The 26230-nt window shown below is 65.1% G+C and carries 23 protein-coding genes; 12 read left to right on the forward strand and 11 right to left on the reverse strand.

Annotated elements, in window-relative coordinates:
• Positions 1-32 precede the first annotated feature (32 nt).
• From bamA to rpsB, 9 genes are all read right to left on the reverse strand, one after another.
• Complete coding sequence (bamA, locus tag KF707C_RS22760) at positions 33-2396, reverse strand: outer membrane protein assembly factor BamA (RefSeq protein WP_004421083.1); 2364 nt, start codon at positions 2394-2396, stop codon at positions 33-35.
• 74 nt (positions 2397-2470) lie between these two features.
• A complete protein-coding gene (gene rseP, locus KF707C_RS22765; RefSeq protein ID WP_004421082.1) occupies positions 2471-3823 on the reverse strand; it encodes a sigma E protease regulator RseP in 1353 nt (450 codons plus the stop codon).
• Positions 3824-3983: 160 nt separating this feature from the next.
• Positions 3984-5174 (reverse strand): 1-deoxy-D-xylulose-5-phosphate reductoisomerase, encoded by a 1191-nt coding sequence (ispC, locus tag KF707C_RS22770; RefSeq protein WP_004421081.1) that lies wholly within the window; start codon positions 5172-5174, stop codon positions 3984-3986.
• Positions 5171-5986 carry a phosphatidate cytidylyltransferase gene (locus tag KF707C_RS22775; protein WP_004421080.1) on the reverse strand — a complete coding sequence of 272 codons (816 nt, stop codon included), beginning with the start codon at positions 5984-5986 and terminating at the stop codon, positions 5171-5173. The genes ispC and KF707C_RS22775 overlap by 4 nt, the downstream gene beginning before the upstream one ends.
• Positions 5980-6741 carry a polyprenyl diphosphate synthase gene (gene uppS / locus KF707C_RS22780; protein WP_004421077.1) on the reverse strand — a complete coding sequence of 254 codons (762 nt, stop codon included), beginning with the start codon at positions 6739-6741 and terminating at the stop codon, positions 5980-5982. Before uppS ends, KF707C_RS22775 begins: the two co-directional genes overlap by 7 nt.
• Before the next feature lie 14 nt (positions 6742-6755).
• Positions 6756-7313: a ribosome recycling factor gene (gene frr, locus KF707C_RS22785; RefSeq protein WP_004421076.1), complete on the reverse strand. Its 558-nt coding sequence runs from the start codon at positions 7311-7313 to the stop codon at positions 6756-6758.
• Complete coding sequence (gene pyrH, locus KF707C_RS22790; RefSeq protein ID WP_004421075.1) at positions 7310-8053, reverse strand: UMP kinase; 744 nt, start codon at positions 8051-8053, stop codon at positions 7310-7312. The genes frr and pyrH overlap by 4 nt, the downstream gene beginning before the upstream one ends.
• A 201-nt stretch (positions 8054-8254) precedes the next feature.
• Positions 8255-9124 (reverse strand): translation elongation factor Ts, encoded by an 870-nt coding sequence (tsf, locus tag KF707C_RS22795; protein WP_004421074.1) that lies wholly within the window; start codon positions 9122-9124, stop codon positions 8255-8257.
• A gap of 127 nt (positions 9125-9251) precedes the next feature.
• Complete coding sequence (rpsB, locus tag KF707C_RS22800; RefSeq protein WP_004421073.1) at positions 9252-9992, reverse strand: 30S ribosomal protein S2; 741 nt, start codon at positions 9990-9992, stop codon at positions 9252-9254.
• Positions 9993-10319: 327 nt separating this feature from the next.
• Here rpsB and map point away from each other — a divergent pair, with 327 nt between their 5' ends.
• From map to KF707C_RS22835, 7 genes are all read left to right on the forward strand, one after another.
• On the forward strand, positions 10320-11102 hold the full coding sequence (gene map / locus KF707C_RS22805) for a type I methionyl aminopeptidase (protein WP_004421072.1): 783 nt from the start codon (positions 10320-10322) through the stop codon (positions 11100-11102).
• Between the two features lie 29 nt (positions 11103-11131).
• On the forward strand, positions 11132-13834 hold the full coding sequence (locus tag KF707C_RS22810; protein ID WP_004421071.1) for a [protein-PII] uridylyltransferase: 2703 nt from the start codon (positions 11132-11134) through the stop codon (positions 13832-13834).
• Positions 13835-13909: 75 nt separating this feature from the next.
• Positions 13910-15106 (forward strand): succinyldiaminopimelate transaminase, encoded by a 1197-nt coding sequence (gene dapC, locus KF707C_RS22815; RefSeq protein WP_004421069.1) that lies wholly within the window; start codon positions 13910-13912, stop codon positions 15104-15106.
• A 19-nt stretch (positions 15107-15125) separates the two neighbouring features.
• Complete coding sequence (locus KF707C_RS22820) at positions 15126-15473, forward strand: ArsC family reductase (RefSeq protein WP_004421068.1); 348 nt, start codon at positions 15126-15128, stop codon at positions 15471-15473.
• Between the two features lie 78 nt (positions 15474-15551).
• Positions 15552-16586: a 2,3,4,5-tetrahydropyridine-2,6-dicarboxylate N-succinyltransferase gene (dapD, locus tag KF707C_RS22825; protein ID WP_004421067.1), complete on the forward strand. Its 1035-nt coding sequence runs from the start codon at positions 15552-15554 to the stop codon at positions 16584-16586.
• A gap of 87 nt (positions 16587-16673) precedes the next feature.
• Positions 16674-17876 (forward strand): aminotransferase class V-fold PLP-dependent enzyme, encoded by a 1203-nt coding sequence (locus KF707C_RS22830; protein ID WP_004421066.1) that lies wholly within the window; start codon positions 16674-16676, stop codon positions 17874-17876.
• Positions 17873-18280: a SufE family protein gene (locus KF707C_RS22835; RefSeq protein WP_004421065.1), complete on the forward strand. Its 408-nt coding sequence runs from the start codon at positions 17873-17875 to the stop codon at positions 18278-18280. Before KF707C_RS22830 ends, KF707C_RS22835 begins: the two co-directional genes overlap by 4 nt.
• A gap of 164 nt (positions 18281-18444) precedes the next feature.
• Here the strand turns inward: KF707C_RS22835 and tcdA are convergent, their stop codons facing one another.
• A complete protein-coding gene (tcdA, locus tag KF707C_RS22840; protein WP_036992174.1) occupies positions 18445-19248 on the reverse strand; it encodes a tRNA cyclic N6-threonylcarbamoyladenosine(37) synthase TcdA in 804 nt (267 codons plus the stop codon).
• Between the two features lie 152 nt (positions 19249-19400).
• Here tcdA and KF707C_RS22845 point away from each other — a divergent pair, with 152 nt between their 5' ends.
• The 5 genes from KF707C_RS22845 to KF707C_RS22865 all read left to right on the forward strand — a co-directional run bounded on the left by KF707C_RS22845 (position 19401) and on the right by KF707C_RS22865 (position 25841).
• Positions 19401-20552, forward strand: a complete 1152-nt coding sequence (locus tag KF707C_RS22845) for an iron-containing alcohol dehydrogenase (RefSeq protein WP_004421063.1) — start codon at positions 19401-19403, stop codon at positions 20550-20552.
• A 243-nt stretch (positions 20553-20795) separates the two neighbouring features.
• Positions 20796-23390, forward strand: a complete 2595-nt coding sequence (locus KF707C_RS22850; RefSeq protein WP_004421062.1) for a glycosyltransferase — start codon at positions 20796-20798, stop codon at positions 23388-23390.
• An 82-nt stretch (positions 23391-23472) separates the two neighbouring features.
• The gene (gene dapE / locus KF707C_RS22855; protein ID WP_085986646.1) at positions 23473-24654 is read left to right on the forward strand and encodes a succinyl-diaminopimelate desuccinylase; all 1182 of its coding nucleotides are present in this window, start codon (positions 23473-23475) and stop codon (positions 24652-24654) included.
• On the forward strand, positions 24651-25457 hold the full coding sequence (locus tag KF707C_RS22860) for a putative RNA methyltransferase (RefSeq protein ID WP_004421060.1): 807 nt from the start codon (positions 24651-24653) through the stop codon (positions 25455-25457). Before dapE ends, KF707C_RS22860 begins: the two co-directional genes overlap by 4 nt.
• Positions 25458-25469: 12 nt before the next feature.
• Entirely contained in the window at positions 25470-25841 is a 372-nt protein-coding gene (locus KF707C_RS22865; RefSeq protein ID WP_004421059.1) for a hypothetical protein, read from the forward strand.
• A 76-nt stretch (positions 25842-25917) separates the two neighbouring features.
• Here the strand turns inward: KF707C_RS22865 and KF707C_RS22870 are convergent, their stop codons facing one another.
• Positions 25918-26127: a cold-shock protein gene (locus tag KF707C_RS22870; RefSeq protein ID WP_004421058.1), complete on the reverse strand. Its 210-nt coding sequence runs from the start codon at positions 26125-26127 to the stop codon at positions 25918-25920.
• Positions 26128-26230 lie beyond the last annotated feature (103 nt).

The following is a 26230-nucleotide window of genomic DNA, read 5'->3' on the forward strand; positions in this document are numbered from 1 at the left end:
TGCAACACATACTGTTGTCTTGGTGAACACACTTAGAAGGTCTGCCCCAGGGAGAACTGGAACACCTGGGTGTCGGCATTGTCCGGTTTCTTGACCGGCATACCCAGGCTGAAGCTCAGCGGACCGAGGGCGGTGATCCAGGTCAGGCCCACACCCACGGAACTGGCCAGGTCGCCAGCGTTGATACTGCTGCAGTTGGTCGCGGTGGACGAGCAACTGGTGTCGAACACGTTACCCACGTCCCAGAACAGCACGGTGCGCAGCTGGCGCTGATCCTTGACGAAGGGCATCGGGAACAGGTACTCGACACCGCCCTGGATCAGCACGTTGCCACCGAAGGGCAGCGGATCCTGGTCCGGGTCGGCGACCGTACCTTCGTTCCCGGTGACGGCCTGGCCGCGACTCGGGGTACTGCGTGGGCCAAGGCTGCTATCCTCGAAGCCGCGGACGGAGTTGAAGCCACCGGCGAAATAGTGCTCGTAGAACGGCAGCTCGGAGGTGGAACCGTAGCTGTCGCCGTAGCCCAGCTCGGTGTGCCAGCGCAGGGCGGTGTTCTGGGTCAGCGGGGTGAACAGCTGGCCGCGGTAGTCGAGCTTGAAGAAGGACAGGTCGCTGCCCGGAATGGTGGATTCCAGCACCAGGCTCTGGGAATGGCCACGGGTCGCCATGACGCCCTTGTTCAGGGTGGATTCGGACCAGCCGACGGAGCCCTTGAAATTCAGGTAGCTGTCGCCTTCCTGTTCGATGAAGTCGAAGATCTCGTCGACGGTGTAGACGCCGGTGTTGATCTTGTCCTGCTGCACGGTCAGGCCGTAGGTCAGGCGGGAGATTTCGCTGATGGGGTAGCCGATGCTGACACCGGCACCGTAGCTGTCCACGGCGTAGCTGGACACATCGACGTCGAGGTCGTCGTAGTCGGTGGTCCGGTAGAAGGCGTTGTAACCCAGGCTGACACCATCGGCCGTCCAGTAGGGGTCGACGAAACCGAAGTTGTAGCGGGTCTGGTACTCGGAGCGGGTCAGGCCGATGCTGACCTTGTTGCCGGTACCCAGGAAGTTGTTCTGGCTGATGGAGCCGCCCAGGATCAGGCCCGCGCTCTGGGCGAAGCCGACGCTGGCGGTGATGGAGCCGGAAGGCTGCTCTTCGACGGTGTAGTTCACGTCGACCTGGTCATCGGTACCGGGCACCTGCGGGGTCTCGACGTTCACTTCCTTGAAGAAACCGAGGCGCTCCAGGCGGGTCTTGGACTGGTCGATCAGGTAGGTCGAGGCCCAGCCACCCTCCATCTGGCGCATCTCGCGACGCAGCACCTCGTCCTCGGTCTTGGTGTTGCCACGGAAATTGATGCGGTTGACGTAGGCGCGCTTGCCCGGATCCACCACGAAGGTGATGGACACGGTGTTGTCCTCGTCGTGGGCTTCCGGCACGCCGTTGACGTTGGCGAAGGTGTAGCCCTCGTTGCCGAGGCGACGGGTGATCAGCTCGGAGGTGGTGGTCATGACCTTACGGGAGAACACTTGGCCCTCCTGCACCAGCAGCAGGGACTTCACATCCTCCTCGGGCACCTTGAGGTCACCGGAGAGCTTCACTTCACGGACGGTGTATTTCTGGCCCTCGTCCACGTTGACGGTGATGTAGACGTGCTTCTTGTCCGGCGTGATGGATACCTGGGTCGAGGAGATATCCATATTGATGTAGCCGCGGTCCAGGTAATAGGAGCGCAGGCGCTCCAGGTCACCGGAGAGTTTCTCGCGGGCGTACTTGTCGTCGTTCCTGAAGAAGGACAGCCAGTTGGTGGTCTTCAGCTCGAACAGATCGCTGAGGTCTTCGTCCGAGAATACGGTGTTGCCCACCACATTGATGTGCTGGATCGCGGCGACCGAGCCTTCGTTGATGGTGATCTTCAAGGCCACGCGGTTGCGGGGCTGGGGAATGACTTCGGCCTCGATCTCGGCGGAATAGCGGCCCTGGGCCACATACTGGCGCTGCAGTTCGTTGCGCACGCCTTCGAGGGTGGCTCGCTGGAAGATCTCGCCCTCGGCCAGACCGGACTGTTTCAGGCCCTTGAGCAGGTCTTCGGTGCTGATCGCCTTGTTGCCATCGATCTCGATGCTGGAAATCGACGGGCGTTCGACTACGGTGACAACCAGCACATCGCCATCACGGCCGAGCTGGATGTCCTGGAAGAAACCGGTCTTGAACAGCGCGCGAGTGGCCTCGACCAGGCGACGGTCGTCCGCGGTCTCGCCGACGTTGAGCGGCAGGGCACCGAACACGCTGCCGGCGGATACCCGTTGCAGGCCATTGACGCGGATGTCGGAGATGGTGAAGGACTCGGCGTGAACCTCGGCGATCATGAGTGCGGCAAGCACCGCAGGTAGCAGCAGGCGTTTCATGAAGTCCTTTTTTATTCCAACCGGTAATAAAGAATCTGCCGCGCAAGGCGGCAGACTCGGCATTCTGTGACTCGTTACAGTCGGCTCAGGTCGTTCACCAGGGCAAGCAACATCACCCCCACGACTAGACTGATACCAATCTGTACCCCCCAAGCCTGCACCCGTTCCGACAATGGGCGGCCTCGCGCCATTTCGATCAGGTAGAACAGCAGGTGCCCCCCATCCAGGACGGGAATCGGCAATAGATTGAGAACCCCCAGGCTTATGCTCAGATAGGCGAGGAAATTCAGGAAGTCCCCCACCCCGGACTGGGCCGAAGCGCCCGCCACTTTAGCAATGGTTATCGGCCCGCTCAAGTTTTTTACCGAGAGCTCGCCAAGCAACATTTTCTTTAGGGAATCCAGAGTTAGCAGGCTCATGGACCAGGTCCGGGCGGCGGCTTCAGAGACCGACTCCAGCGGTCCGAAGCTGATTTCCCTGAGCATTTCCGGGGGCCATTCGACACCCTTCACGCCCGCCCCCAAGTAGCCGGTGCGGTTTTCGCCCTCGCCCCGGGCCGCGAGCATCACGCTCACATCCCGGACCTGCCGCTCACTCTCCACGCTGAGCACGACCCGCTCGCCCGGACGCTTGCGGACGCGCTCCACCAGTTGCTGCCAGTCATCCAGCGGCTGCCCGTCGAGGGCCAGCAGGCGATCGCCGCTCTTGAGGCCCGCAGCCTGGGCGGGCCCTTTGGGATCCAACTCGGCCAACACCGGCGGGATGGCCGGACGCCAGGGCTGGATACCCAGCGCGCCGATGGGATCGGGCTCTTCGACGCCCTTGAGCCAGTCGTTGAGCTGCAGCTGACGGGTCTGCTCGGTGCTGGCACCGGCCTCGCGCACGCCCACCAGCAGGGCACCGCTTTCGCCCAGGCGCCGTACCAGCTGAAGGTTGACCTGGTTCCACCCGGTAACGGCCTTGCCGTCCACCGAGACGATTTCCTCGCCAGCCACAAGCCCCGCCTGGGCGGCGATGCTGTCGGGAGCGACGCTGCCGATGACCGGGCGTACCTGCTGGCTGCCCAGCATGGCCAGAATCCAGAAGAACAGCAGGGCGAGCAGGAAGTTGGCGATGGGGCCGGCGGCGACAATGGCGATGCGTTGCCCCACCGGCTTGCGATTGAAGGACTGCTCGAGCATTTCCGCAGGCACCTCGGCCTCGCGCTCGTCGAGCATCTTCACGTAGCCGCCCAGCGGAATGGCCGCGACCACGAACTCCGTCCCCTGACGATCATGCCAGCGGAACAGCGGCGTCCCGAAGCCCACGGAGAATCGCAGGACCTTGACCCCACAACGTCGAGCCACCCAGAAGTGCCCGAATTCGTGGAAGGTCACCAGCACCCCGAGAGCCACCAGGGTGCCAAGAATCATATACAGCGCGCTCATCGCATTCCTCCGGGACAGCCGGGCGGGAGAACACCGCCCGCACTATCGATTCGGCGCCAGGACACCCTGAAGGCCGGAAACCCATGCAGCCATGCCGCATTCAACCGATCAATTCTCGCCTCGCCCCGGCCGGTTCGCCCGGACGAATTACAACAGCGGATTACCGCCCCGCCCGGGCCAGCCATCGACACGCCGCCTCGCGGGCGCGCCGATCGGCCTCAAGGACGGAATCCAGCGTTTCGACCGCAGCGGAGACTTCGCGGTTCAGCACCTCATCGATGATACTCGCGATCTCCGTGAAACGGATGCGGCGCTCCAGAAATGCCGCTACCGCCACTTCATTGGCCGCATTGAGCATGGCGGGCGCGCTGCCCCCCTCCTCCGCCGCCTGGCGCGCCAGGCGCAGGCAGGGAAAACGCTGCTCATCGGGCGCCTGGAAGTCCAGGCGCGCAACGCTGAACAGGTCCAGCGCCGACACGCCGGAGTCGATCCGCTCCGGCCAGGCCAGCGCGTAGGCAATGGGGGTACGCATGTCCGGGTTGCCCAACTGCGCCAGCACGGACCCATCCACATAGTCCACCAGGGAATGGATGACGCTCTGGGGATGGATCACCACCTCCACCTGCGCGGGTCGGGCATCGAACAGCCAGCAGGCCTCGATCAGCTCCAGCCCTTTGTTCATCATGCTCGCCGAATCCACGGAGATCTTGCGTCCCATCGACCAGTTGGGATGCGCGCAGGCCTGTTCGGGAGAGACGTCGGGCAACCGCTCGAGGGGCGTTTCCCGGAAGGGGCCACCGGACGCGGTGAGCAGGATACGGCGCACGCCAACGGCACCCAGCCCGCGCACATAGTCCTGGGGCAGGCACTGGAAGATGGCGTTGTGCTCGCTGTCGATGGGCAGCAGCACCGCACCGCTGCGGCGCACCGCCTGCATGAACAGGGCACCGGACATCACCAGCGCTTCCTTGTTGGCCAGCAGGACACGCTTGCCGGCCTCCACGGCCGCGAGGGTGGGCTTGAGGCCGGCCGCCCCGACGATCGCCGCCATCACGGCGTCCACGTCGGGGTGTCCGGCGACCTCGCAAAGCCCCTGCTCCCCAACCAGTACCCGGGTCGGCAGGCCGGCGGCGCTCAATGCCGCCTGGAGCTGACGAGCGGCACCGGCATCAGGAACCACGGCGAACCGGGGCCGGTGGCGCAGGCACAGCCTCTCCAGTTCCGCCAGGCGGGTGAAGCCGGTGAGCGCGAAGGCCTGGTATCGCTCGGGATGACGCGCGATGACATCCAGGGTGCTGAGGCCGATGGAGCCGGTAGCCCCGAGGACGGTGATGCGCTGCGGTCGATTCACGGAGCACCCCAGCCGGCGGCCCAGAGCAGCGCCGCGAACAACGGGATGGCGGCGGTCAGGCTGTCGATGCGGTCGAGCACGCCGCCATGGCCGGGCAGCAGGTTGCTGCTGTCCTTGATGCCGGATTGACGCTTGAACATGCTCTCGGTGAGGTCACCCACGACGGAGATCAGTACCACCAGCGCGGCGCCGGCGAGCGCGAGCAAGAGTTCTGCGCCGATCCAGCCACGATAAAGACCGACACCCGCGGTAATCGCCAGACTGGCCAGCAGGCCGCCCACCAGGCCTTCCCAACTCTTGCCGGGGCTGACGGCAGGCGCCAGCTTGCGCTTGCCGAAGGCCTTCCCGGAAAAATAGGCGCCGATATCGGCGGCCCATACCAGCACCATGACGGCAAGAATCAGCCAATTGGCCAACGGCCATTGCTTGAACAGCACCAGCCCTTGCCAGGCCGGGAGCAAAATCAACAGACCGATCAGCAGCTTGGCGAGGCTCCCCGTCCAGTAACGGGCGGTATCGGGATAACCCAGCACCAGCACAGTGGCAGCCCCCCACCAGAGCACCCCCAGCACCAGCACCAGCGGCGCCAGGGCGGGAACCAGGTAGAGACCATAGAGCAGGGCGGCCACCAGCAGGCCATAGGCGATTCGCAGGGGCTGCGCGGAAAAGCCCGCCAGGCGTGCCCACTCCCAGCCACCGAGGGTCACCACGGCACCGATGAACAGCGCGAAGGCGCCACCGTTCAGCCAGAAGAAACCCGCAAGGGCGATGGGCAGCAACACCAGGGCGGTGATGACGCGTTGTTTCAGCATTTGGCTCGTGCCTCGGCTTCTAGCTGCTCGCTGGTCTTGCCGAAGCGACGCTGGCGCTTGGCGAAGTCGGCCAGCGCCTTGCGCATGGCTTCGTGCTTGAAGTCAGGCCAGAAGAGGTCGGAGAAATAGAGCTCGGCATACGCGAGTTGCCAGAGCAGGAAGTTGCTGATGCGGTGCTCGCCACCGGTCCGGATGCACAGGTCGGGAAGCGGCAGGTCGCCGGTGACCAGACAGCCCTGCAAAAGCTCGGGGGTAATGTCCTCGGCCTGCAGGTGGCCCGCCTGGACCTCCCGCGCCAGGCGCTGGGCGGCCTGGGTGATGTCCCATTGACCGCCGTAATTGGCGGCGACCTGTAGGACGAACTTCTGGTGACCGGCGGTGAGCTGCTCGGCCTCGCGCATGGCGGCCTGCAGCTCCGGATGGAAGCGCGAACGGTCACCGATGATGCGCAGGCGGATATCGTTCTGGGACAGGCGCCGGGCCTCGCGGCGCAGAGCCCCCAGGAAGAGCTCCATGAGGGCGCTGACCTCGTCCGCCGGACGCTGCCAGTTCTCACTGGAAAAGGCGAACAGGGTGAGCACCTCGACGCCGGCCTCGGCACACACCTCGATCACCGCACGGACAGCGTCGACGCCGGCCTTGTGGCCGGCGACGCCTGGCAGCAGGCGCTTCTTCGCCCAACGGTTGTTACCGTCCATGATGATTGCCACATGACGTGGCACCGCCGGGTTGGCGCCTTGCTGGAGTTTGTCCATGACGACTCCGGACGTCAGACGGCCATCAGGTCTTTTTCTTTGGCTTCCAGAGCCTTGTCCACATCACCGACGAACTTGTCGGTCAGCTTCTGGACGTCGTCAGCGGCACGGCGTTCCTCGTCCTCGCTGATTTCCTTTTCCTTCACCAGGTCCTTGAGCTGGGCCAGGGCGTCGCGGCGGATGTTGCGCACGGCGATCCGGGTGTTCTCGGCCTCGGCACGCGCCTGCTTGGTGAAGCCCTTGCGGGTTTCCTCGGTCAGGGCGGGCATGGGGACACGGATGGTGGTACCGGCGGTGGCCGGGTTGAGCCCCAGATCGGAGGTCATGATGGCCTTCTCGACGGCCTGAATCATGCTCTTGTCGAACACGGTCAGGGCCAGGGTGCGGGAGTCCTCGGCCACCACGTTGGCCACCTGGCGCAGGGGGGTATCGGCGCCATAGTAGGACACCATCACGCCATCCAGGATGCTGGGGTGCGCGCGGCCGGTACGGATCTTGGCGAATGCGGTATCCAGCGCATCCAGGGATTTCTTCATGCGCTCCTGCGCTTCTTGCTTGATCTCGTTGATCACTGTTCGCCCTCCTCGATCAGGGTTCCTTCGGCGCCGCCGACCACGATGTTCAGCAGGGCACCCGGTTTATTCATATTGAAGACCCGCAGCGGCATCTTCTGGTCACGGCACAGACAGATGGCCGTGAGGTCCATGACACCCAGCTTGCGATCCAGCACCTCGTCGTAGGTCAGGTGCTCGAACTTCTCGGCATTGGGGTCCTTGAACGGGTCCGCAGTGTACACGCCATCCACCTTGGTGGCTTTGAGCACCAGATCCGCATCCACCTCGATGGCCCGCAGGCAGGCGGCCGAATCGGTGGTGAAGAAGGGATTGCCGGTACCGGCGGAGAAAATGACCACTTCGCCCGAACTCAGGTGGCGCATGGCCTTGCGGCGGTCGTAGTGATCGGTCACGCCGACCATGGAGATCGCGGACATCACGATGGCGGGGATGTTGGAACGCTCCAGCGCATCGCGCATGGCCAGGGCGTTCATCACGGTGGCGAGCATTCCCATGTGATCGCCCGTCACACGATCCATGCCGGCGGCGCTCAGGGCCGCCCCACGGAAGAGGTTGCCACCGCCGATCACCAGGCCGACCTGCACGCCGATACCGACCAGTTGGCCGATTTCCAGCGCCATGCGATCGAGGACCTTGGGATCGATGCCGAACTCCTCGGAGCCCATCAGGGCCTCACCGCTGAGTTTGAGCAGAATGCGTTTGTAGCGAGGTTGGCGACCACTCACCTGCTGAGCCATTGCGTATCTCTCCTGCGGCGCTTTCTGAATGGGTGGGCCTTGCGGCCCGATGTACTGGCGAGTCCTCAGACTGCGCAAACGGCTGTTGGTGCCCGCCTTGCGGGCCCGCCGCGGAAACCGCCCCGATTCGGTTCCCCAGTTTGACGAAGAGGCCGCGCGCGTAAGCGGGCAGCCTCTTGCGGGGCGACAGCCGAAGCCGTCTTACTGCTTGGTTGCAGCGACTTGAGCAGCCACTTCGGCAGCGAAGTCCACTTCGACCTTCTCGATACCCTCGCCCACTTCGTAGCGAACGAAGGACACGATCTCGGCGCCGGCTTTCTTGGCCAGGTCACCCACCTTGACTTCCGGATCCTTGACGAACGGCTGCTCGACCAGGCTGGCTTCGGCGAGGAACTTGGCGATACGGCCCTTGACCATGTTCTCGACGATGTTTTCCGGCTTGCCGGCGATCTTGTCGGCGTTCAGGGCCAGGAAGATTTCCTTTTCCTTGGCGATGGCTTCTTCGGAAACCTGGGAAGCGTTCAGGAACTGCGGGTTGCTGGCAGCCACGTGCATGGCGATGTCCTTGGCCAGTTCCGGGGTACCGCCGTTCAGGGCAACGACCACGCCGATGCGGTGACCGTGCAGGTAGGCGCCGACAACATCACCCTCGACGCGGGTCAGGCGACGGATGTTGACGTTTTCGCCGGTCTTGGCCACCAGGGCCAGGCGAGCTTCTTCACGGGAAGCGATCAGCGGAGCGGCGTCGGTCAGCTTCTCGGCGAAGGCTTGCTCCAGGGTCGCGGCGACGAAGCCCTTGAAGTCGTCCTGCAGAGCCAGGAAGTCGGTCTGGGAGTTGACTTCGATGATGACGGCGGCCTTGTTGTCGTCAGCGACCTTGACGGCGATGGAGCCTTCGGCGGCGATGTTGCCGGACTTCTTGGCAGCCTTGATGGCGCCAGCGGCGCGCATGTCGTCGATGGCTTTCTCGATATCGCCATCAGCGGCAGTCAGGGCCTTCTTGCAATCCATCATGCCCAGGCCGGTGCGCTCGCGCAGTTCTTTAACCAGGGCTGCAGTAATCTCTGCCATGTCGCAATCCTCTTGAATAGGTTTTCAACCATTCAGCCCGACGTTCCGGGCATTCATAACTCGAAGGTGGCAAAAAGGGGGCCTAGCCCCCTTCTTGCGCACCGGGTAACGCTAGATGGCTGACAACTCAGCCTTCTGCGGCCTCGGAAGCGGCTTCTTCGACGAACTCGTCAGGACCGCCAGCGGCATTCTGACGACCGCGGATTACAGCATCAGCAACGCTGGAGAGGTACAGCTGAACGGCACGGATGGCGTCGTCGTTGCCAGGGATGACGTAGTCAACGCCTTCCGGGCTGCTGTTGGTATCGACTACGCCGATAACCGGGATGCCCAGCTTGTTGGCTTCGCTGATGGCGATGCGCTCGTGATCAACGTCGATCACGAACAGAGCGTCCGGCAGACCGCCCATGTCCTTGATACCACCCAGGCTGCGCTCGAGCTTCTCGAGATCGCGGGTGCGCATCAGGGCTTCTTTCTTGGTCAGCTTGGCGAAGGTGCCGTCCTGGGACTGGGTTTCCAGCTCGCGCAGGCGCTTGATCGACTGACGAATGGTCTTGTAGTTGGTCAGCATGCCGCCCAGCCAGCGGTGGTCGACGTAGGGAGCGCCGCAACGGGCTGCTTCTTCACGCACGATCTTGCCAGCGGAACGCTTGGTGCCGACGAACAGAACCTTGTTCTTGCCTGCAGCCAGCTTCTCAACGAAGGACAGGGCCTCGTTGAACATCGGCAGGGTCTTTTCAAGGTTGATGATGTGGATCTTGTTGCGCGCGCCGAAAATGTACTTGCCCATTTTCGGGTTCCAGTAACGGGTCTGGTGGCCGAAGTGCACACCGGCCTTCAGCATATCGCGCATATTGACTTGGGACATGATAGTTCCTTGATAAGTCGGGTTAGGCCTCCACGCATCCCAATCTCCAACCCTTGCGGGCACCCAGGAAATCGTGTCGATACGTGTGTGGGTTCAGGCTTCACGGACGGCATGCCCGTAAAGCGGCGCGTTTTATAGCACAAAAAACGCCTCGAAGCTATACGAATACCGGAGCTTCCGTTCACGCCCGATCCTCGCCCAGGCGCTTGGGATCAACGCCGATCCCTCCACGCTCCCGCAGCCCCTTCCGTCTTCCCCCGCGCTTCAAGCTTTCGGCTTCGTACTGTTAAGATTGCCCTCTTTATATAGATTCGCCTGAGAGCCGCCATGACCGTCACCATCAAGACGCCCGCCGAAATCGAGAAAATGCGCGTTGCCGGCCGCCTGGCCGCCGAAGTGCTGGAGATGATCGGCGAGCACGTCAAACCCGGCGTGACCACCGAGGAGCTGGACCGCATCTGCCACGACTACATCGTCAACGTGCAGCAGGCCATTCCCGCCCCGCTCAACTACAAGGGCTTCCCCAAGTCCATCTGCACCTCGGTCAACCACGTCGTGTGCCATGGGATACCCAACGAGAAGCCCCTGAAGGAAGGCGACATCGTCAATATCGACGTCACCGTCATCAAGGACGGCTATCACGGCGACACCAGCAAGATGTTCCTGGTGGGCAAGGCGCCCGAGTGGGCCGACAAACTCTGCCGCGTGACCCAGGAGTGCATGTACAAGGGCATCCAGCTGGTGAAGCCGGGCGCACGCCTGGGCGACATCGGCGAAGTGATCCAGAAGCACGCCGAGAAGCTGGGCTATTCGGTGGTCCGCGAGTACTGCGGCCACGGCATCGGCGCGGTGTTCCACGAGGAGCCCCAGGTCCTGCACTACGGCCGGGCCGGAACCGGCCTGGAGCTCAAGGAAGGCATGACCTTCACCATCGAACCGATGATCAACCAGGGCCGTCCCGAAACCCGCCTGCTGGGCGACGGCTGGACCGCCATCACCAAGGACCGCAAGCTGTCCGCCCAGTGGGAGCACACGGTGCTGGTGACCGCCGACGGCTACGAGATCCTCACCCTGCGCAGCGACGACACCCTGCCCCGCGTCTCGCCCTGACCAACCTCCAGCCATAAGGAAGGCCGTCCATGCCTCAGGTGGATCCCGAGTTGTTCGACCGCGGGCAGTTCCAGGCGGAACTGGCCTTGAAGTCCAGCCCCATCGCGGCCTTCAAGAAGGTCATCCGCCGGGCCCGCGAGGTGCTGGACGACCGTTTCTCCGGTGGCCGTGACATCCGCCGCCTGGTGGAAGATCGGGCCTGGTTCGTCGACCAGATCCTGCGGGCGGCCTGGGAGCGCTTCGACTGGAGCGAGGATGCCGACATCGCCCTGCTGGCCGTGGGCGGCTACGGCCGGGGCGAGTTGCATCCCTACTCGGACATCGACCTGCTGATCCTGCTGGACAGTGCCGACCATGAGGTTTTCCGCGAGCCCATCGAGGGTTTCCTCACCCTGCTCTGGGACATCGGCCTGGAAGTGGGGCAGAGCGTGCGCTCCGTCGAGGAGTGCGCCGAGGAAGCCCGTGCCGACCTGACGGTGATCACCAACCTGATGGAAAGCCGTACCATCGCGGGCCCGGAGCACCTGCGCCAGCGCATGCTGGAGGTCACCAGCCCGGACCGCATGTGGCCGAGCAAGCACTTCTTCCTCGCCAAGCATCAGGAGCAGAAGGCTCGCCACGCGAAGTACAACGACACCGAGTACAACCTGGAACCGAACGTGAAGGGTTCCCCCGGCGGCCTGCGGGACATCCAGACCATCCTCTGGGTCGCCCGCCGACAGTTCGGCAGCCTCAACCTTCATGGCCTGGTCCAGCAGGGCTTCCTGGTGGAAAGCGAATGCAGCGTGCTGGCCTCCAGCCAGGAGTTCCTCTGGAAGGTTCGCTACGCCCTGCACATGCTGGCGGGACGGGCCGAGGACCGCCTGCTGTTCGATCACCAACGGAAGATCGCCACACTGCTGGGCTTCGAGGATGGCGACGGCAAGCTCGGCATCGAGCGCTTCATGCAGAAGTACTACCGGGTGGTCATGGGCGTATCCGAACTCAGTGACCTGGTCACCCAGCATTTCGAGGAAGTCATACTTCGTGCGGGAGAATCCGGCCAGGCGCAGCCGCTGAACAGCCGCTTCCAGCTGCGCGACGGCTACATCGAAGTGACCCACCCCAACGTCTTCAAGCGCACCCCCTTCGCCCTGCTGGAGGTCTTCGTGCTGATGGCCCAGCACCCGGAGATCAAGGGTGTGCGCGCCGACACCATCCGCCTGCTGCGGGACAGTCGCCACCTGATCGACGACGACTTCCGCAAGGACATCCGCAACACCAGCCTGTTCATCGAACTGTTCAAGTCCTCCCAGGGCATCCACCGCAACCTGCGACGCATGAACCGCTACGGCATCCTCGGGCGTTACCTGCCCGAGTTCGGCCAGATCATCGGCCAGATGCAGCACGACCTGTTCCACATCTATACCGTGGACGCGCACACCCTCAACCTGATCAAGCACCTGCGCAAACTGAAGTGGCCGGAACTGGCCGAGAAATTCCCCCTGGCCAGCAAGCTCATCGACAAGCTGCCCAAGCCGGAGCTGATCTACCTGGCCGGCCTCTATCACGACATCGGCAAGGGCCGGGGCGGCGACCACTCGGAGCTGGGTGCCGTCGATGCCGAGGCCTTCTGCACACGGCACCAGTTGCCCGTCTGGGACTCGCGACTGGTGGCCTGGCTGGTGCAACAGCACCTGGTGATGTCCACCACCGCCCAGCGCAAGGACCTCTCCGACCCCCAGGTGATCTATGACTTCGCGCGCCTGGTGGGCGACCAGACCCGCCTGGACTACCTCTACGTGCTCACCGTGGCCGACATCAACGCCACCAACCCCAGCCTGTGGAATTCCTGGCGCGCCAGCCTGCTGCGCCAGCTCTACACCGAGACCAAGCGCGCCTTGCGCCGGGGCCTGGAAAATCCCCTCGATCGCGAGGAGCAGATCCGCCAGACCCAGTCAGCCGCCATCGACATCCTGGTGCGCAACGGCATCGACCAGGACGAAGCCGAGCAACTCTGGTCCCAGCTGGGCGACGACTACTTCCTGCGCCATACCGCCAGCGACGTCGCCTGGCACACCGAGGCCATCCTCCAGCACCCGGCCGGCAACGACCCCCTGGTGCTGATCAAGGAAACCGCCCAGCGGGAATTCGAGGGCGCCACGCAGATCTTCATCTACGCCCCGGACCAGCACGACTTCTTCGCCGTGACCGTGGCCGCCATGAGCCAGCTCAACCTGAACATCCACGACGCGCGGATCATCACCTCCACCAGCCAGTTCACCCTCGACACCTACATAGTGCTGGACGCCGATGGCGGCAGGATCGGCGACAACCCCGCGCGCATCCGAGAGATCCGCGAAGGCCTGATCGACGCCCTGAAGAACCCCGACGACTACCCGGCCATCATCCAGCGCCGGGTGCCGCGCCAGCTCAAACACTTCGCCTTCCCGCCCCAGGTGACCATCTCCAACGACGCCCAGCGCCCGGTGACCGTGCTCGAACTCATCGCACCGGATCGCCCCGGCCTGCTGGCCCGCATCGGCCGCATCTTCCTGGAGTTCGACCTGTCGCTGCAGAATGCCAAGATCGCGACCCTGGGCGAGCGCGTGGAAGACGTCTTCTTCGTCACCGACGCCAACAACCAGCCGCTTTCCGACCCGGAACTCTGCCGACGACTGCAGGACGCGATCGTTTCCCAGCTCTCACAGGCGAACGGCCAGGGCCAGAGCCCGACGCGCGTGAATATCTGAACCCGTAGGGTGCAACAAGGCCGCAGGCCGCATTGCACCGCACCACCCACGACCTTCCATTGACACCCTGCAGCCATGAACGAAGCCCTGAACCTGCTCCAGCCCTACCCTTTCGAAAAACTCCGCGCACTGCTGGCCGGCGCCCAACCTCCGGCGGAAAAGAACGCCATCGCCCTCTCCATCGGCGAGCCGAAGCACCGCTCCCCTTCCTTCGTCGCCGAAGCGCTGACGGCCAACCTTGACCAGTTGGCGGTCTACCCCACCACCCTGGGCCTGCCCGCCCTGCGCGAGGCCATCGCCACCTGGTGCGAAGGTCGTTTCAAGGTGCCGACCGGCTGGCTGGACGCCGCGCGCCATGTGCTGCCGGTGAACGGCACCCGCGAGGCCCTGTTCGCCTTCACCCAGGCCGTGGTGAACCGCGCCGACAAGGGCCTGGTGGTCAGCCCGAACCCCTTCTACCAGATCTACGAAGGCGCAGCCCTGCTGGCCGGAGCCGAACCCCATTACCTGCCCTGCCTGGCCGAGAACGGCTTCAACCCGGACTTCGACGCCGTCCCGGCGGAGATCTGGCGGCGCTGCCAGATCCTCTTCCTCTGCTCCCCGGGCAACCCCACGGGCGCCCTGATCCCGCTGGAGACCCTGAAGAAACTCATCGCCCTGGCCGACGAACATGACTTCGTCATCGCCGCCGACGAGTGCTACAGCGAGCTCTACTTCGACGAACAGAATCCACCGGCTGGTCTGCTCACCGCCTGCGCCGAACTGGGCCGCTCGGACTTCGCCCGCTGCGTGGTCTTCCACAGCCTCTCCAAACGCTCCAACCTGCCGGGCCTGCGCTCCGGTTTCGTGGCCGGCGATGCCGGGATCCTCAAGGCGTTCCTGCTGTATCGCACCTACCACGGCTGCGCCATGCCGGTTCAGACCCAACTGGCCAGCGTCGCCGCCTGGAACGATGAAGTGCATGTGCGCGCCAACCGCGCCCTGTACCGCGAGAAGTTCGACGCCGTGCTGGATATCCTCACCCCGGTAATGGACGTGCAGCGCCCGGACGGCGGCTTCTACCTCTGGGCGAAGACCCCGGTGGACGACGAGACCTTCACCCGCGAGCTCTTCGCCCGCGAGCACGTCACCGTGGTGCCGGGCTCCTACCTGTCCCGTCCGGTCGACGGCTTCAATCCTGGTGCCGGCCGCGTCCGCATGGCCCTGGTGGCCCCGCTGGCCGAATGCGTGGAAGCGGCCGAGCGCATCCGCGCCTTCATCAAGAGCCTGTAAGATTCACGAGGAACGCGACATGAACATCACCCTCTACGGCATCAAGGCGTGCGACACCATGAAGAAGGCCCGCACCTGGCTCGAAGAGCACGACGTGGCCTACGCTTTCCATGACTACAAGGCCTCTGCCATCGACCGCGCCAGCCTGGAAAAATGGTGCGACGAGCACGGCTGGGAAACCGTGCTGAACCGCGCCGGCACCACCTTCCGCAAACTGGACGACGCCCAGAAGGCCGACCTGGACCAGGCCAGGGCCATCGAGCTGATGCTGGCCCAGCCGTCCATGATCAAGCGGCCGGTGCTGGACCTGGGTGACCGCACCCTGGTGGGCTTCAAGCCGGACCTCTACGCCGCGGCGCTCAGGTAACCCCGATCACCGAACCGGCGTCCAATGACCTGCACGGCCCGGACGCCGAATCTCCCCCCTTAAGCAAGAGGAACCCCCATGTCCAACGCACTCTTCAGCATCGCCTTCGGCGTCGGCACCCAGAACCGCCAGGGCAACTGGCTGGAAGTCTTCTACGCCCAGCCCCTGCTCAAGCCCTCCGCCGAACTGGCCGCTGCCGTCACCCCGATCCTCGGCTACGCCGGTGGCAACCAGGCCATCGCCATCACCAAGGCCCAGGCCGCCGAGCTGGCAAACGCCCTGAAGAACGTCGACGCCGCCCAGGCCGGCCTGCTGACCCGCCTGGCCGAGAGCCAGAAGCCACTGGTCGCCACGCTGCTGGCCGAAGACGCCGCGCTGACCTCCACGCCCGAGGCCTACCTCAAGCTGCACCTGATTTCCCATCGCCTGGCCAAGCCCCACGGCCTCAACCTGACCGGCATCTTCCCCCTGCTGCCCAATGTCGCCTGGACCAACCAGGGCGCCGTGGACCTCGCCGAGCTGGCGGAGCTGCAACTGGAAGCCCGCCTCAAGGGCGAACTGCTCGAGGTCTTCTCCGTGGACAAGTTCCCGAAGATGACCGACTACGTGGTTCCGAGCGGCGTGCGCATCGCCGACACCGCCCGCGTGCGCCTGGGCGCCTACGTCGGCGAAGGCACCACCGTGATGCACGAAGGCTTCATCAACTTCAACGGCGGTACTGAAGGCCCGGGCATGATCGAAGGTCGCGTGTCCGCAGGCGTCTTCGTCGGCAAGGGCTCCGACCTCGGCGGCGGCTGCTCCACCATGGGCACCCTCTCCGGCGGCGGCAATATCGTCATTTCCGTGGGCGAAGGCTGCCTGATCGGCGCCAATGCCGGCATCGGCATCCCGCTGGGCGACCGCAACATCGTCGAAGCCGGCCTGTACATCACCGCCGGCACCAAGGTGGCCCTGCTGGACGACAAGAACGCCCTGGTGAAAGTGGTCAAGGCCCGCGACCTCGCCGGCCAGCCTGACCTGCTGTTCCGCCGCAACTCGCAGAACGGCGCCGTCGAGTGCAAGACCAACAAGACCGCGATCGAGCTGAACGAAGCCCTTCACGCGCATAACTAAGCTGTACGAAGGAAGCCGGAGCCGGACGCTCGCCAGCATCCGACGCCGGCTTTTCAGTTCCCGCCTCCCGGCTTCAGGCCCATTGTCATGCTTCCATCTCCCTGGCGCTCCGACTTTCCCGCCCTTTCGGCCCTGGACGCCGAAGGACAGACCTACCTGGACAGCGCCGCCACCGCGCAGAAGCCCCAGGCCGTACTCGACGCCCTCCTCGGCTACTACGCCAGCGGCGCGGCCAATGTGCACCGCGCCCAGCACCTCCCGGGCGAGCGGGCCACCCGGGCCTTCGAGGACAGCCGGACGCGCGTGGCCCACTGGCTGAACGCCGCGAACCCGGCGCAGATTATCTTTACCCGGGGCGCCACCGAGGCCATCAACCTGCTGGCCTACGGACTTGAACACCTTTTCCAGCCCGGTGACGAGATCGTCATCAGCGCCCTGGAACACCACGCCAACCTGCTCCCCTGGCAGCAACTGGCCTTGCGCCGCCAGCTCAAGCTCCAGGTACTTCCCCTGGATGACCGGGGCGAAATCGACCCAGGGCCGGCCCGGGAGCTGATCGGCCCCCGCACGCGCCTGCTGGCGGTCAGCCAGTTGTCCAATGTGCTGGGGCGCTGGCAACCCCTGGCCGAGCTGCTGGCGCTGGCCCGGACCCAGGGTGCGATCACCGTGGTGGACGGCGCCCAGGGTGCCGTCCATGGTCGCCACGACATGCAGGCCCTGGGCTGCGACTTCTACGCCTTTTCCAGCCACAAGCTCTACGGGCCGGATGGCGTCGGCGTGCTCTACGGGCGCGGCGAGGCCCTGGCGCGACTGCGGCATTGGCAGTTCGGTGGAGAGATGGTGCACAGCGCCCACTACCAGCACGCGGACTTCCACGGCGCCCCCCTGGGCTTCGAGGCCGGCACACCGGCCATCGCGTCGGTCATCGCCCTGGGCGCCACACTGGACTACCTCGGCAACCTGGACAGCGCCGCCGTCGCCGGCCACGAAGCCGCCCTCCATGCCAAGTTGCTGGCGGGTCTCAAGGCCCGGGAAGGCGTGCGACTGCTGGGCGAGCCGCAATTGGCCCTGGCCAGCTTCACCGTCGACGGCGTGCACAATGCCGACCTGTCCCACCTGCTCACCGAGCAGGGGATCGCCGTTCGCGCCGGTCACCACTGCGCCATGCCCCTGATGCAGACTCTGGGCCTGGCTGGCTCTATTCGCGTGTCCCTGGGGCTCTACAACGACGGCGACGACCTGGAGCGCTTCTTCGGCGCTCTGGACAATGCCCTGGAGCTGCTGAGATGACCCTGTCCGATAACGCCCAGGCGGCACTTGAAGCCTTCACCGCCGCCGGCAGCTGGGAGCAGCGTGCGCGCCTGCTGATGCAATGGGGCGAGCGTCTGGATCCCCTGGGCGACGGCGAGCGCGGCGACGCCAACCGGGTACATGGCTGCGAAAGCCAGGTCTGGCTGGTGGGCGAGCGAACGGACGACCGTTGGCGGTTTCGTGCCGCCAGCGATGCGCGGCTGATTCGTGGCCTGCTGGCCGTGCTGCTGGCCCGGGTCAACGGAATGACCGAAGCAGAACTGGCCGGCGTCGACCTGGCCGACTGGTTCAACCAATTGGGGCTGGCCCGGCAGCTGTCGCCGTCACGCAGCAACGGCCTAAACGCCGTCCTGAAGAAGATGGCCGAGCTGGCCCAGGCCTGAACCTTGTGGGGGCGAATTCATTCGCTAAGCGGGACTCAGTCCCGCCCGTAGGTTGGCGCTGAGGAACGAAGCCCAACGCCGGGATGTTGGGCTTCGCGTAGCTCAGCCACAACCTACGGGTATGTGGGAGCGAATGCATTCGCGAAAGGACGGCGCAGCCGTCCCTAGGCAGGCGCGCGCTCCGAAGGCCGCCGCGCGCCAGCCACCAACTTATCCACAATGCGCGCCGCCGCTACCATGCCGAAGGTGGCGGTGACCATCATCACCGCGCCGAAGCCGCCGGCGCAGTCCAGCTTCACTCCTTCGCCGACGAAGCTCTTCTGCTGGCACACGGTGCCGTCCGGCTTCGGATAACGCAGCTGCTCGGTGGAGAACACGCAGGGCACGCTGTAGGTGCGGCCCGGCGTGCGGGAGAAGTTGTAGTCGCGGCGCAACATCGAACGCACCTTGGCCGCCAGGGGGTCGTTGAAGGTCTTGTTCAGGTCGGCCACCTGAATCTGGGTCGGGTCCACCTGGCCGCCCGCACCACCGGTGGTGACGATCTGGATCTTGCGCCGCTTGCACCAGGCGATCAGGGCCGCCTTGGCGGCCACGCTGTCGATGCAGTCGATCACGCCGTCCAGGTCGGGGGTGATGTACTCGGCCATGGTCTCGCGCGTGACGAAGTCGGCCACCGCGTGGACCCGGCAAAGGGGATTGATGGCACGGATGCGTTCGGCCATCACCTCCACCTTGGCCTTGCCCACGGCACTGTCGATGGCATGCACCTGGCGATTGGTGTTGGTGATGCAGACATCGTCCAGGTCGAACAGGGAAATCTCGCCGACGCCGGATCGGGCCAGGGCCTCGGCCGCCCAGGAGCCCACGCCGCCGATGCCGACCACCGCCACATGGGCCGCCTGCAGCCGGGCCAGGCCATCCAGCCCATAAAGCCGGGCGATGCCACCAAAACGTTCGTCTGTACTCATGCCGCTCACTCCCATCGCCAACCTTCGGGCGGGCGCGCATTATAGGAAGCGCTATCCCCCGGCCCAAGTCCATCGCCGCTGAATGGTGCCCCATAGATTCGAACGGGGCGCGCCACGGCTATAGTCGGCCGGTCACGATCAGGGAGCCGGCCATGCGCAACTTCACCTTCTACAACCCCACCCGAATCCACTTCGGCGAAGGCCAGATCGCCAAGCTGGCACGTGACGTTCCCGAGGGCGCCCGGGTACTGGTGACCCACGGCGGCGGCAGCATCTTCCAGAACGGCGTCTGGCAGCAGGTGGAACAAGCCCTGGCCGGCCACCCGGTCACCCGCTTCGGCGGCATCGAGCCCAATCCGCAGTTCGACACCCTGGTGAAAGCCACCGAGCTTGCACGGGCCGAGCGTTGCGACTTCATCATCGCGGTCGGTGGCGGCTCGGTGATCGACGGCAGCAAGTTCATCGCCGCAGCGGCCTGCCACGAGGGGGACCCGCTGGAGCTGCTGACCGGCAGGCGCATCGCCGCCGCCCTGCCCCTGGGCTGCGTCCTGACCCTGGCGGCCACCGGATCGGAGAGCAATCCCCACGGCGTGGTCACCCATGTCGCCCGCCAGGAGAAGCTCTCCTTCTCCAGCGCCCTGCTCTACCCCCGCTTCGCCATCCTCGACCCACGGACCACCTTCAGCCTGCCGCCAAGGCAGATCGGCAACGGCGTGGTCGACGCCTTCGTCCATACCCTGGAGCAGTACCTCACCTACCCGGCCGACGCACCGCTGCAGGACCGCTACGCCGAGGGCCTGCTGCAGACCCTGATAGAGGAAGGCCCCAAGGCCCTGGCCGATCCGGAGGACTACCGGGTCCGCGCCAACCTCATGTGGTGCGCGACCCAGGCCCTCAATGGCCTGCTGGGCTGCGGCGTTCCCCAGGACTGGTCCACCCACATGATCGGCCACGAACTGACCGCGCTCTATCACATCGATCACGCCCAGACCCTCGCACTGGTGCTGCCGGCCCTGCTGGCCGAGCGCCGCCAGGCGAAGAGGGAGAAGCTGCTGCAGTACGCCCTGCGGGTCTGGGGTCTGAAGGAAGGTGAGGAAGACGATCGCATCGACGGTGCCATCCGCGCCACACGCGACTTCTTCAAGCGCATGGGCGTACCTACCCGCCTGTCGGAACACGGGCTGGACGCCGACGTGATTCCCCGGGTACTGGCGCAGCTGGAACGCCACGGCATGACCGCCCTGGGCGAACGCCACGACCTGGACCTGGCGGCCAGCGAGCGGATCCTGCTGAAGGCACTCTGATCCGGGGCGGCATTTCGCCACGGCGATCGAACTTCCGCCGCCCGGGACGAACAAAGCTCGGGAAGGGACGGCCATCCGACTCCCTCCTCTGGTCGCAATCTATACAGCTGTTGGGCGCCGGGGTAGGATTCGCGCCGACCAGCAACCCCGCTGGCCCTACCCCAGGTTCCGTACCGCAAATGATCAACCGCCGGTCATTTCCGTATGGGACCCAGTTCCACGACTCGGAACCCTTGGACCTCTATGCCATCGCGTAAATTTGGACTCAACCTGGTGGTCTTCGTGGCGGTCGCCGCGTTGTTCACCGGCATCTGGGCACTGTACAACCGCCCGGTCACTGCGCCGGACTGGCCGGAGCAGATCTCCGGCTACTCCTACTCGCCGTTCCGCGCAGGCCAGAACCCCCAGCAGAACACCTACCCCACCGACGAGCAGATCCGTCAGGACCTCGAGCTGCTGAGCAAGCAGACCGACAACATCCGCACCTACTCGGTGGACGGTACCCTCGCCGACATCCCGCGCATCGCGGAAGAATTCGGCCTGCGGGTCACCCTGGGTGTCTGGATCAGCCCCGATGAGGAGCGCAACGAGCGCGAGATCGCCAAGGCCATCGAGATCGCCAATGCGTCCCGCAGCGTGGTCCGCGTCGTGGTGGGCAACGAGGCGCTGTTCCGTCGCGAAATCAGCCGCAAGGACCTGATGGTCTACCTGGATCGTGTGCGCGCGGCCGTGAAGGTTCCCGTGACCACCTCCGAGCAGTGGCACATCTGGGTGAAGTACCCCGAACTCGCCAAGCATGTCGACCTGGTCGCCGCCCACGTACTGCCGTACTGGGAATTCATTCCCATGGAGGACTCCACCGAGTTCGTCCTGGAGCGCGCCAAGGACCTGAAGAAGGCCTTCCCGAAGAAACCCCTGCTGCTGTCCGAAGTGGGCTGGCCCAGCAACGGCCGCATGCGCGGCGGCGCCGACGCCTCCCAGGCGGACCAGGCCATCTACCTGCGCACCCTGGTCAACACCCTCAACGCCAAGGGCTACAACTACTTCGTGATCGAGGCCTTCGACCAGCCATGGAAGGCCAGTGACGAAGGCTCCGTGGGCGCCTACTGGGGTGTCTACAACCTCGAACGGCAACCCAAGTTCGCATTCGAAGGCCCGGTGATCGCCATCCCGCAGTGGCGCATCCTGGCGGTGGCCTCGGTAGTCATGGCACTGCTGGCCCTGGCCCTGATGCTGATCGACGGCAGCGCCCTGCGCCAGCGCGGCCGCACCTTCCTGACCTTCGTCGCCTTCGCCGGTGGCTCCGTGCTGGTGTGGATCGCCTACGACTACAGCCAGCAGTACAGCACCTGGTTCAGCCTCACCGTCGGCCTGCTGCTGGGCATCGGCGCCCTCGGCGTGTTCATCGTGCTGCTCACCGAGGCCCACGAGCTGGCCGAGGCCGTCTGGGTGCGCAAGCGTCGACGCCCCTTCATGCCGGTGATCGGTGATTCGGCCTATCGCCCCAAGGTGTCGATCCATGTGCCCTGCTACAACGAGCCGCCGGAGATGGTCAAACAGACCCTCGACGCCCTGGCCAACCTCGACTACCCGGACTACGAAGTCCTGATCATCGACAACAACACCAAGGACCCGGCGGTCTGGGAGCCGGTGCGCGACTACTGCGAACAGCTGGGCCCGCGCTTCCGCTTCTTCCATGTCGCCCCGCTGGAAGGTTTCAAGGGCGGCGCGCTGAACTACATCCTGCCGCACACCGCGCCGGACGCCGAAGTGGTGGCGGTGATCGACTCCGACTACTGCGTCGACCGCAACTGGCTGAAGCACATGGTGCCGCACTTCGCCGATCCCGAGATCGCGGTGGTGCAATCGCCCCAGGACTACCGCGACGGCAACGAGAGCACCTTCAAGCGCCTCTGCTATGCGGAGTACAAGGGCTTCTTCCACATCGGCATGGTCACCCGCAACGACCGCAACGCCATCATCCAGCACGGCACCATGACCATGATCCGCCGCAGCGTGATGGACGAGCTCAGATGGGCCGACTGGACCATCTGCGAAGATGCCGAACTGGGCCTGCGCGTCTTCAAGGCCGGCTACGCCGCCGCCTACGCCCATGACAGCTTCGGCAAGGGCCTGATGCCGGACACCTTCATCGACTACAAGAAGCAACGCTTCCGCTGGGCCTATGGCGCCATCCAGATCATGAAGGGGCATGCCCGCAGCCTGTTCCTGGGCAAGGAGTCCAAACTCAAGCGAGGCCAGCGCTACCACTTCATCGCCGGCTGGCTGCCCTGGGTGGCCGATGGCCTGAACATCTTCTTCACCGTCGGTGCGCTGCTCTGGTCGGCAGCGATGATCATCGTGCCGCAACGGGTCGACCCGCCGCTGCTGATCTTCGCCATCCCGCCGCTGGCGCTGTTCTTCTTTAAACTCGGCAAGATCGTCTTCCTCTACCAGCGCGCGGTGGGCGTCAACCTGAAGGACGCCTTCTGTGCCGCGGTGGCGGGGCTCGCGCTCTCGCACACCATCGCCAAGGCGGTGCTCTACGGCTTCTTCACCAAGACCATCCCGTTCTTCCGCACGCCGAAGATGCGCAGCAACCATGGCCTGCTGATGGCCCTGGCCGAGGCCCGCGAAGAAGTCTTCATCATGCTGCTGCTCTGGGGGGCGGCCGTCGGCATCGCAGTCGTCCAGGGCCTGCCCAGTGCCGACGTGAAGTTCTGGGTGGCCACGCTGCTGGTGCAGTCGCTGCCCTACGCGGCCGCGCTGATCATGGCCCTGCTCTCTTCCCTGCCGAAGACGGAGGAGGAAGAGGAGAACGAGCCGGCCACCGCCTGACGCGACCCGGCTCCCCCGCACCGACGGATTCGTCGGTGCGGACCTGCAAACGGCGGCCCTTGGCCGCCGTTCTTGCTTTAAGATGTCGCCCTTTCACCCGTGCCGCGTTCCGGAGCTTTCCATGCCTGCCCTTTCCCCCACCCTCGAACTCGCCTGCGAGCTGATCCGTCGTCCCTCGGTCACCCCGGTGGATGAAGGCTGCCAGGACCTCATGATCCGCCGCCTGGAAGCCGTTGGCTTCCGCATCGAGCGCATGCGCATCGAGGACGTGGAGAACTTCTGGGCCATTCGGGGCGGTGACGGCCCCGTCCTCTGCTTCGCGGGCCATACCGACGTGGTCCCCACCGGGCCGGTGGCGGCCTGGCAGCACCAGCCCTTCAATGCCCTGATCGACGAACAGGGCATGCTCTGCGGGCGCGGTGCGGCGGACATGAAGGGCAGCCTGGCCGCCATGGTGGTGGCGGTGGAACGTTTCGTCGCCGAGCACCCGGACCACAGGGGCGCCATCGCCTTCCTCATCACCAGCGACGAAGAAGGCCCCGCGCACCATGGCACCAAGGCCGTGGTGGAACGCCTGGCAGCCCGTGGCGAGCGCCTGGACTGGTGCATCGTCGGCGAGCCATCCAGCACCTCCCTCGTCGGTGACGTGGTCAAGAACGGCCGACGCGGCTCCCTCGGCTGCACCCTCAGCGTGCGCGGCGTCCAGGGCCACGTGGCCTACCCGCACCTGGCGAAGAACCCCATCCATCTCGCCGCCCCGGCCCTGGCCGAACTGGCTGCCGAGCACTGGGACGATGGCAACGCCTACTTCCCACCCACCAGCTTCCAGGTCTCCAACCTGAACGCCGGCACCGGCGCCACCAACGTGATTCCGGGTGAACTCAAGGCAATCTTCAACTTCCGCTTTTCCACCGAGTCCACCGTGGAAGGGCTGCAGCGCCGCGTCGAGGCCATCCTCGACAAACACGGCCTGGACTACCACCTGGAATGGGCCCTGTCCGGCCTGCCCTTCCTCACCCAGCCGGGTGAACTGCTGGACGCGGTTGCCGCCAGCATCAAGGCCATCACCGGCCGCGACACCACTCCTTCGACCACCGGCGGCACTTCCGATGGCCGCTTCATCGCCACCCTGGGTACCCAGGTGGTGGAACTGGGGCCGGTGAACGCCACCATCCACCAGGTCAATGAGCGCGTGCTGGCCAGCGACCTGGACCTGCTCACCGAGATCTACCAGCAGACCCTGGTCCGCCTGCTCGCCCAATGAAACTCATCTGCCCCCTCTGCCAGGCCCCGCTGAACACCACCGCGAACGGCCTCGCCTGCCCGGCCAACCACAGCTTCGACCGCGCGCGCCAGGGCTACTTCAACCTGTTGCCGGTGCAGCACAAGAAGAGCCGTGATCCGGGCGACAACGCCACCATGGTGGAAGCCCGTCGGCGCTTTCTCGACGGTGGCCACTACCGCCCCCTGGCCGCGCGCCTCGCCCGCCTGGCGGCCGATCGCGATCCCGCGCGCTGGCTGGATATCGGCTGTGGCGAGGGCTACTACACCGGCCAGTTGGCCGAGGCCCTGCCGGAGGCCGACGGCTACGCCCTGGACATCTCCCGGGAAGCGGTGAAACGCGCCTGCCGCCGCGCACCGCACCTCAACTGGCTGGTGGCGAGCATGGCCCGAGTGCCCCTGGAGGACGGCAGCTGCGACCTGCTGGCGTCGGTATTCAGTCCCCTGGATTGGCAGGAAGCCCTGCGCCTACTGGCACCGGGCGGCGGCCTGCTGCGCATGGGCCCCACCCGCAGCCACCTGCTGGAGCTGCGGGAAAAGCTCTATGACGAAGTCCGCGACTACGACGACGAAAAGCACCTGGCGCAGGTTCCCGTCGGCATGCACCTGGCCCACAGCGAAACCCTGGAATACCGCTTGCAACTGGACGCCGCCGAGGCCCGCGCCGACCTGCTGGCGATGACACCCCATGGCTGGCGCGCCAATGCCGAACGCCGTGCGGCCGTCATCGCCGCGCCGTTCGAGGTCACGGTCTCCATTCGCTACGATTGGATCGAGAAACTCTAGAGAGCCCTCACCATGCGCCAACCCGATATCGAGATCTACCTCAAGGACGCCGACCAGGACGCCGTCACCGCCTGGCTCAACGAGGCGCTTGGCCCCTGCACGCCCTGGCAGCAGAGGGGCCAGACCTACAAGTGCCGGGCCGGCGATATCCCGGTGACCTGGCTGCCAAAGGCGGTCGGGAAATGGCACAGCCTGTTCCTGGAAAGCGATGCCACGCCCTGGGAGGACGACCTGGGATGCGCCCATGCGGCCCATGCGGCCCTGGGGGTGGAGATCCGCTGCGCGCCGGGGGGATGGGACGAAGAACAGGGTGAGGAAGACGCCGACCGCTGGATCAAGGTAAGCGCGGAAGGCGAACAGGAATTCATCTGGCGCACCGACTGAAACTTCGGCGCCCGCCAGGACGTCAGTCGCCGTAAAGCAAAAGGCCCGTCATCGACGGGCCTTTTGTTGTTGAGTCTCAGACCTTGGCGACGTCTTCCGCCTGCAGGCCTTTCTGACCCTGGATAACGGAAAACTCTACCTTCTGGCCTTCCAGCAGGGAGCGATGCCCCTCGCCGCGGATAGCACGGTAGTGGACGAATACGTCAGGACCGCTTTCGCGCTGAATGAAACCATAGCCCTTGGCGTCATTGAACCACTTGACGGTTCCGATCTCACGATCAGCCATTACTGCTCTCTCCAACTCGCAATTTTGTTTTATGCCCCCCTTTCCAGGGAGTCTCGACGGTGCGGTAAGGACGTTCTTCTTGTTGTGACCAACCCCGTCGATC

This window comes from Pseudomonas furukawaii (assembly GCF_002355475.1).
GTDB classification, from domain to species: domain Bacteria; phylum Pseudomonadota; class Gammaproteobacteria; order Pseudomonadales; family Pseudomonadaceae; genus Metapseudomonas; species Metapseudomonas furukawaii.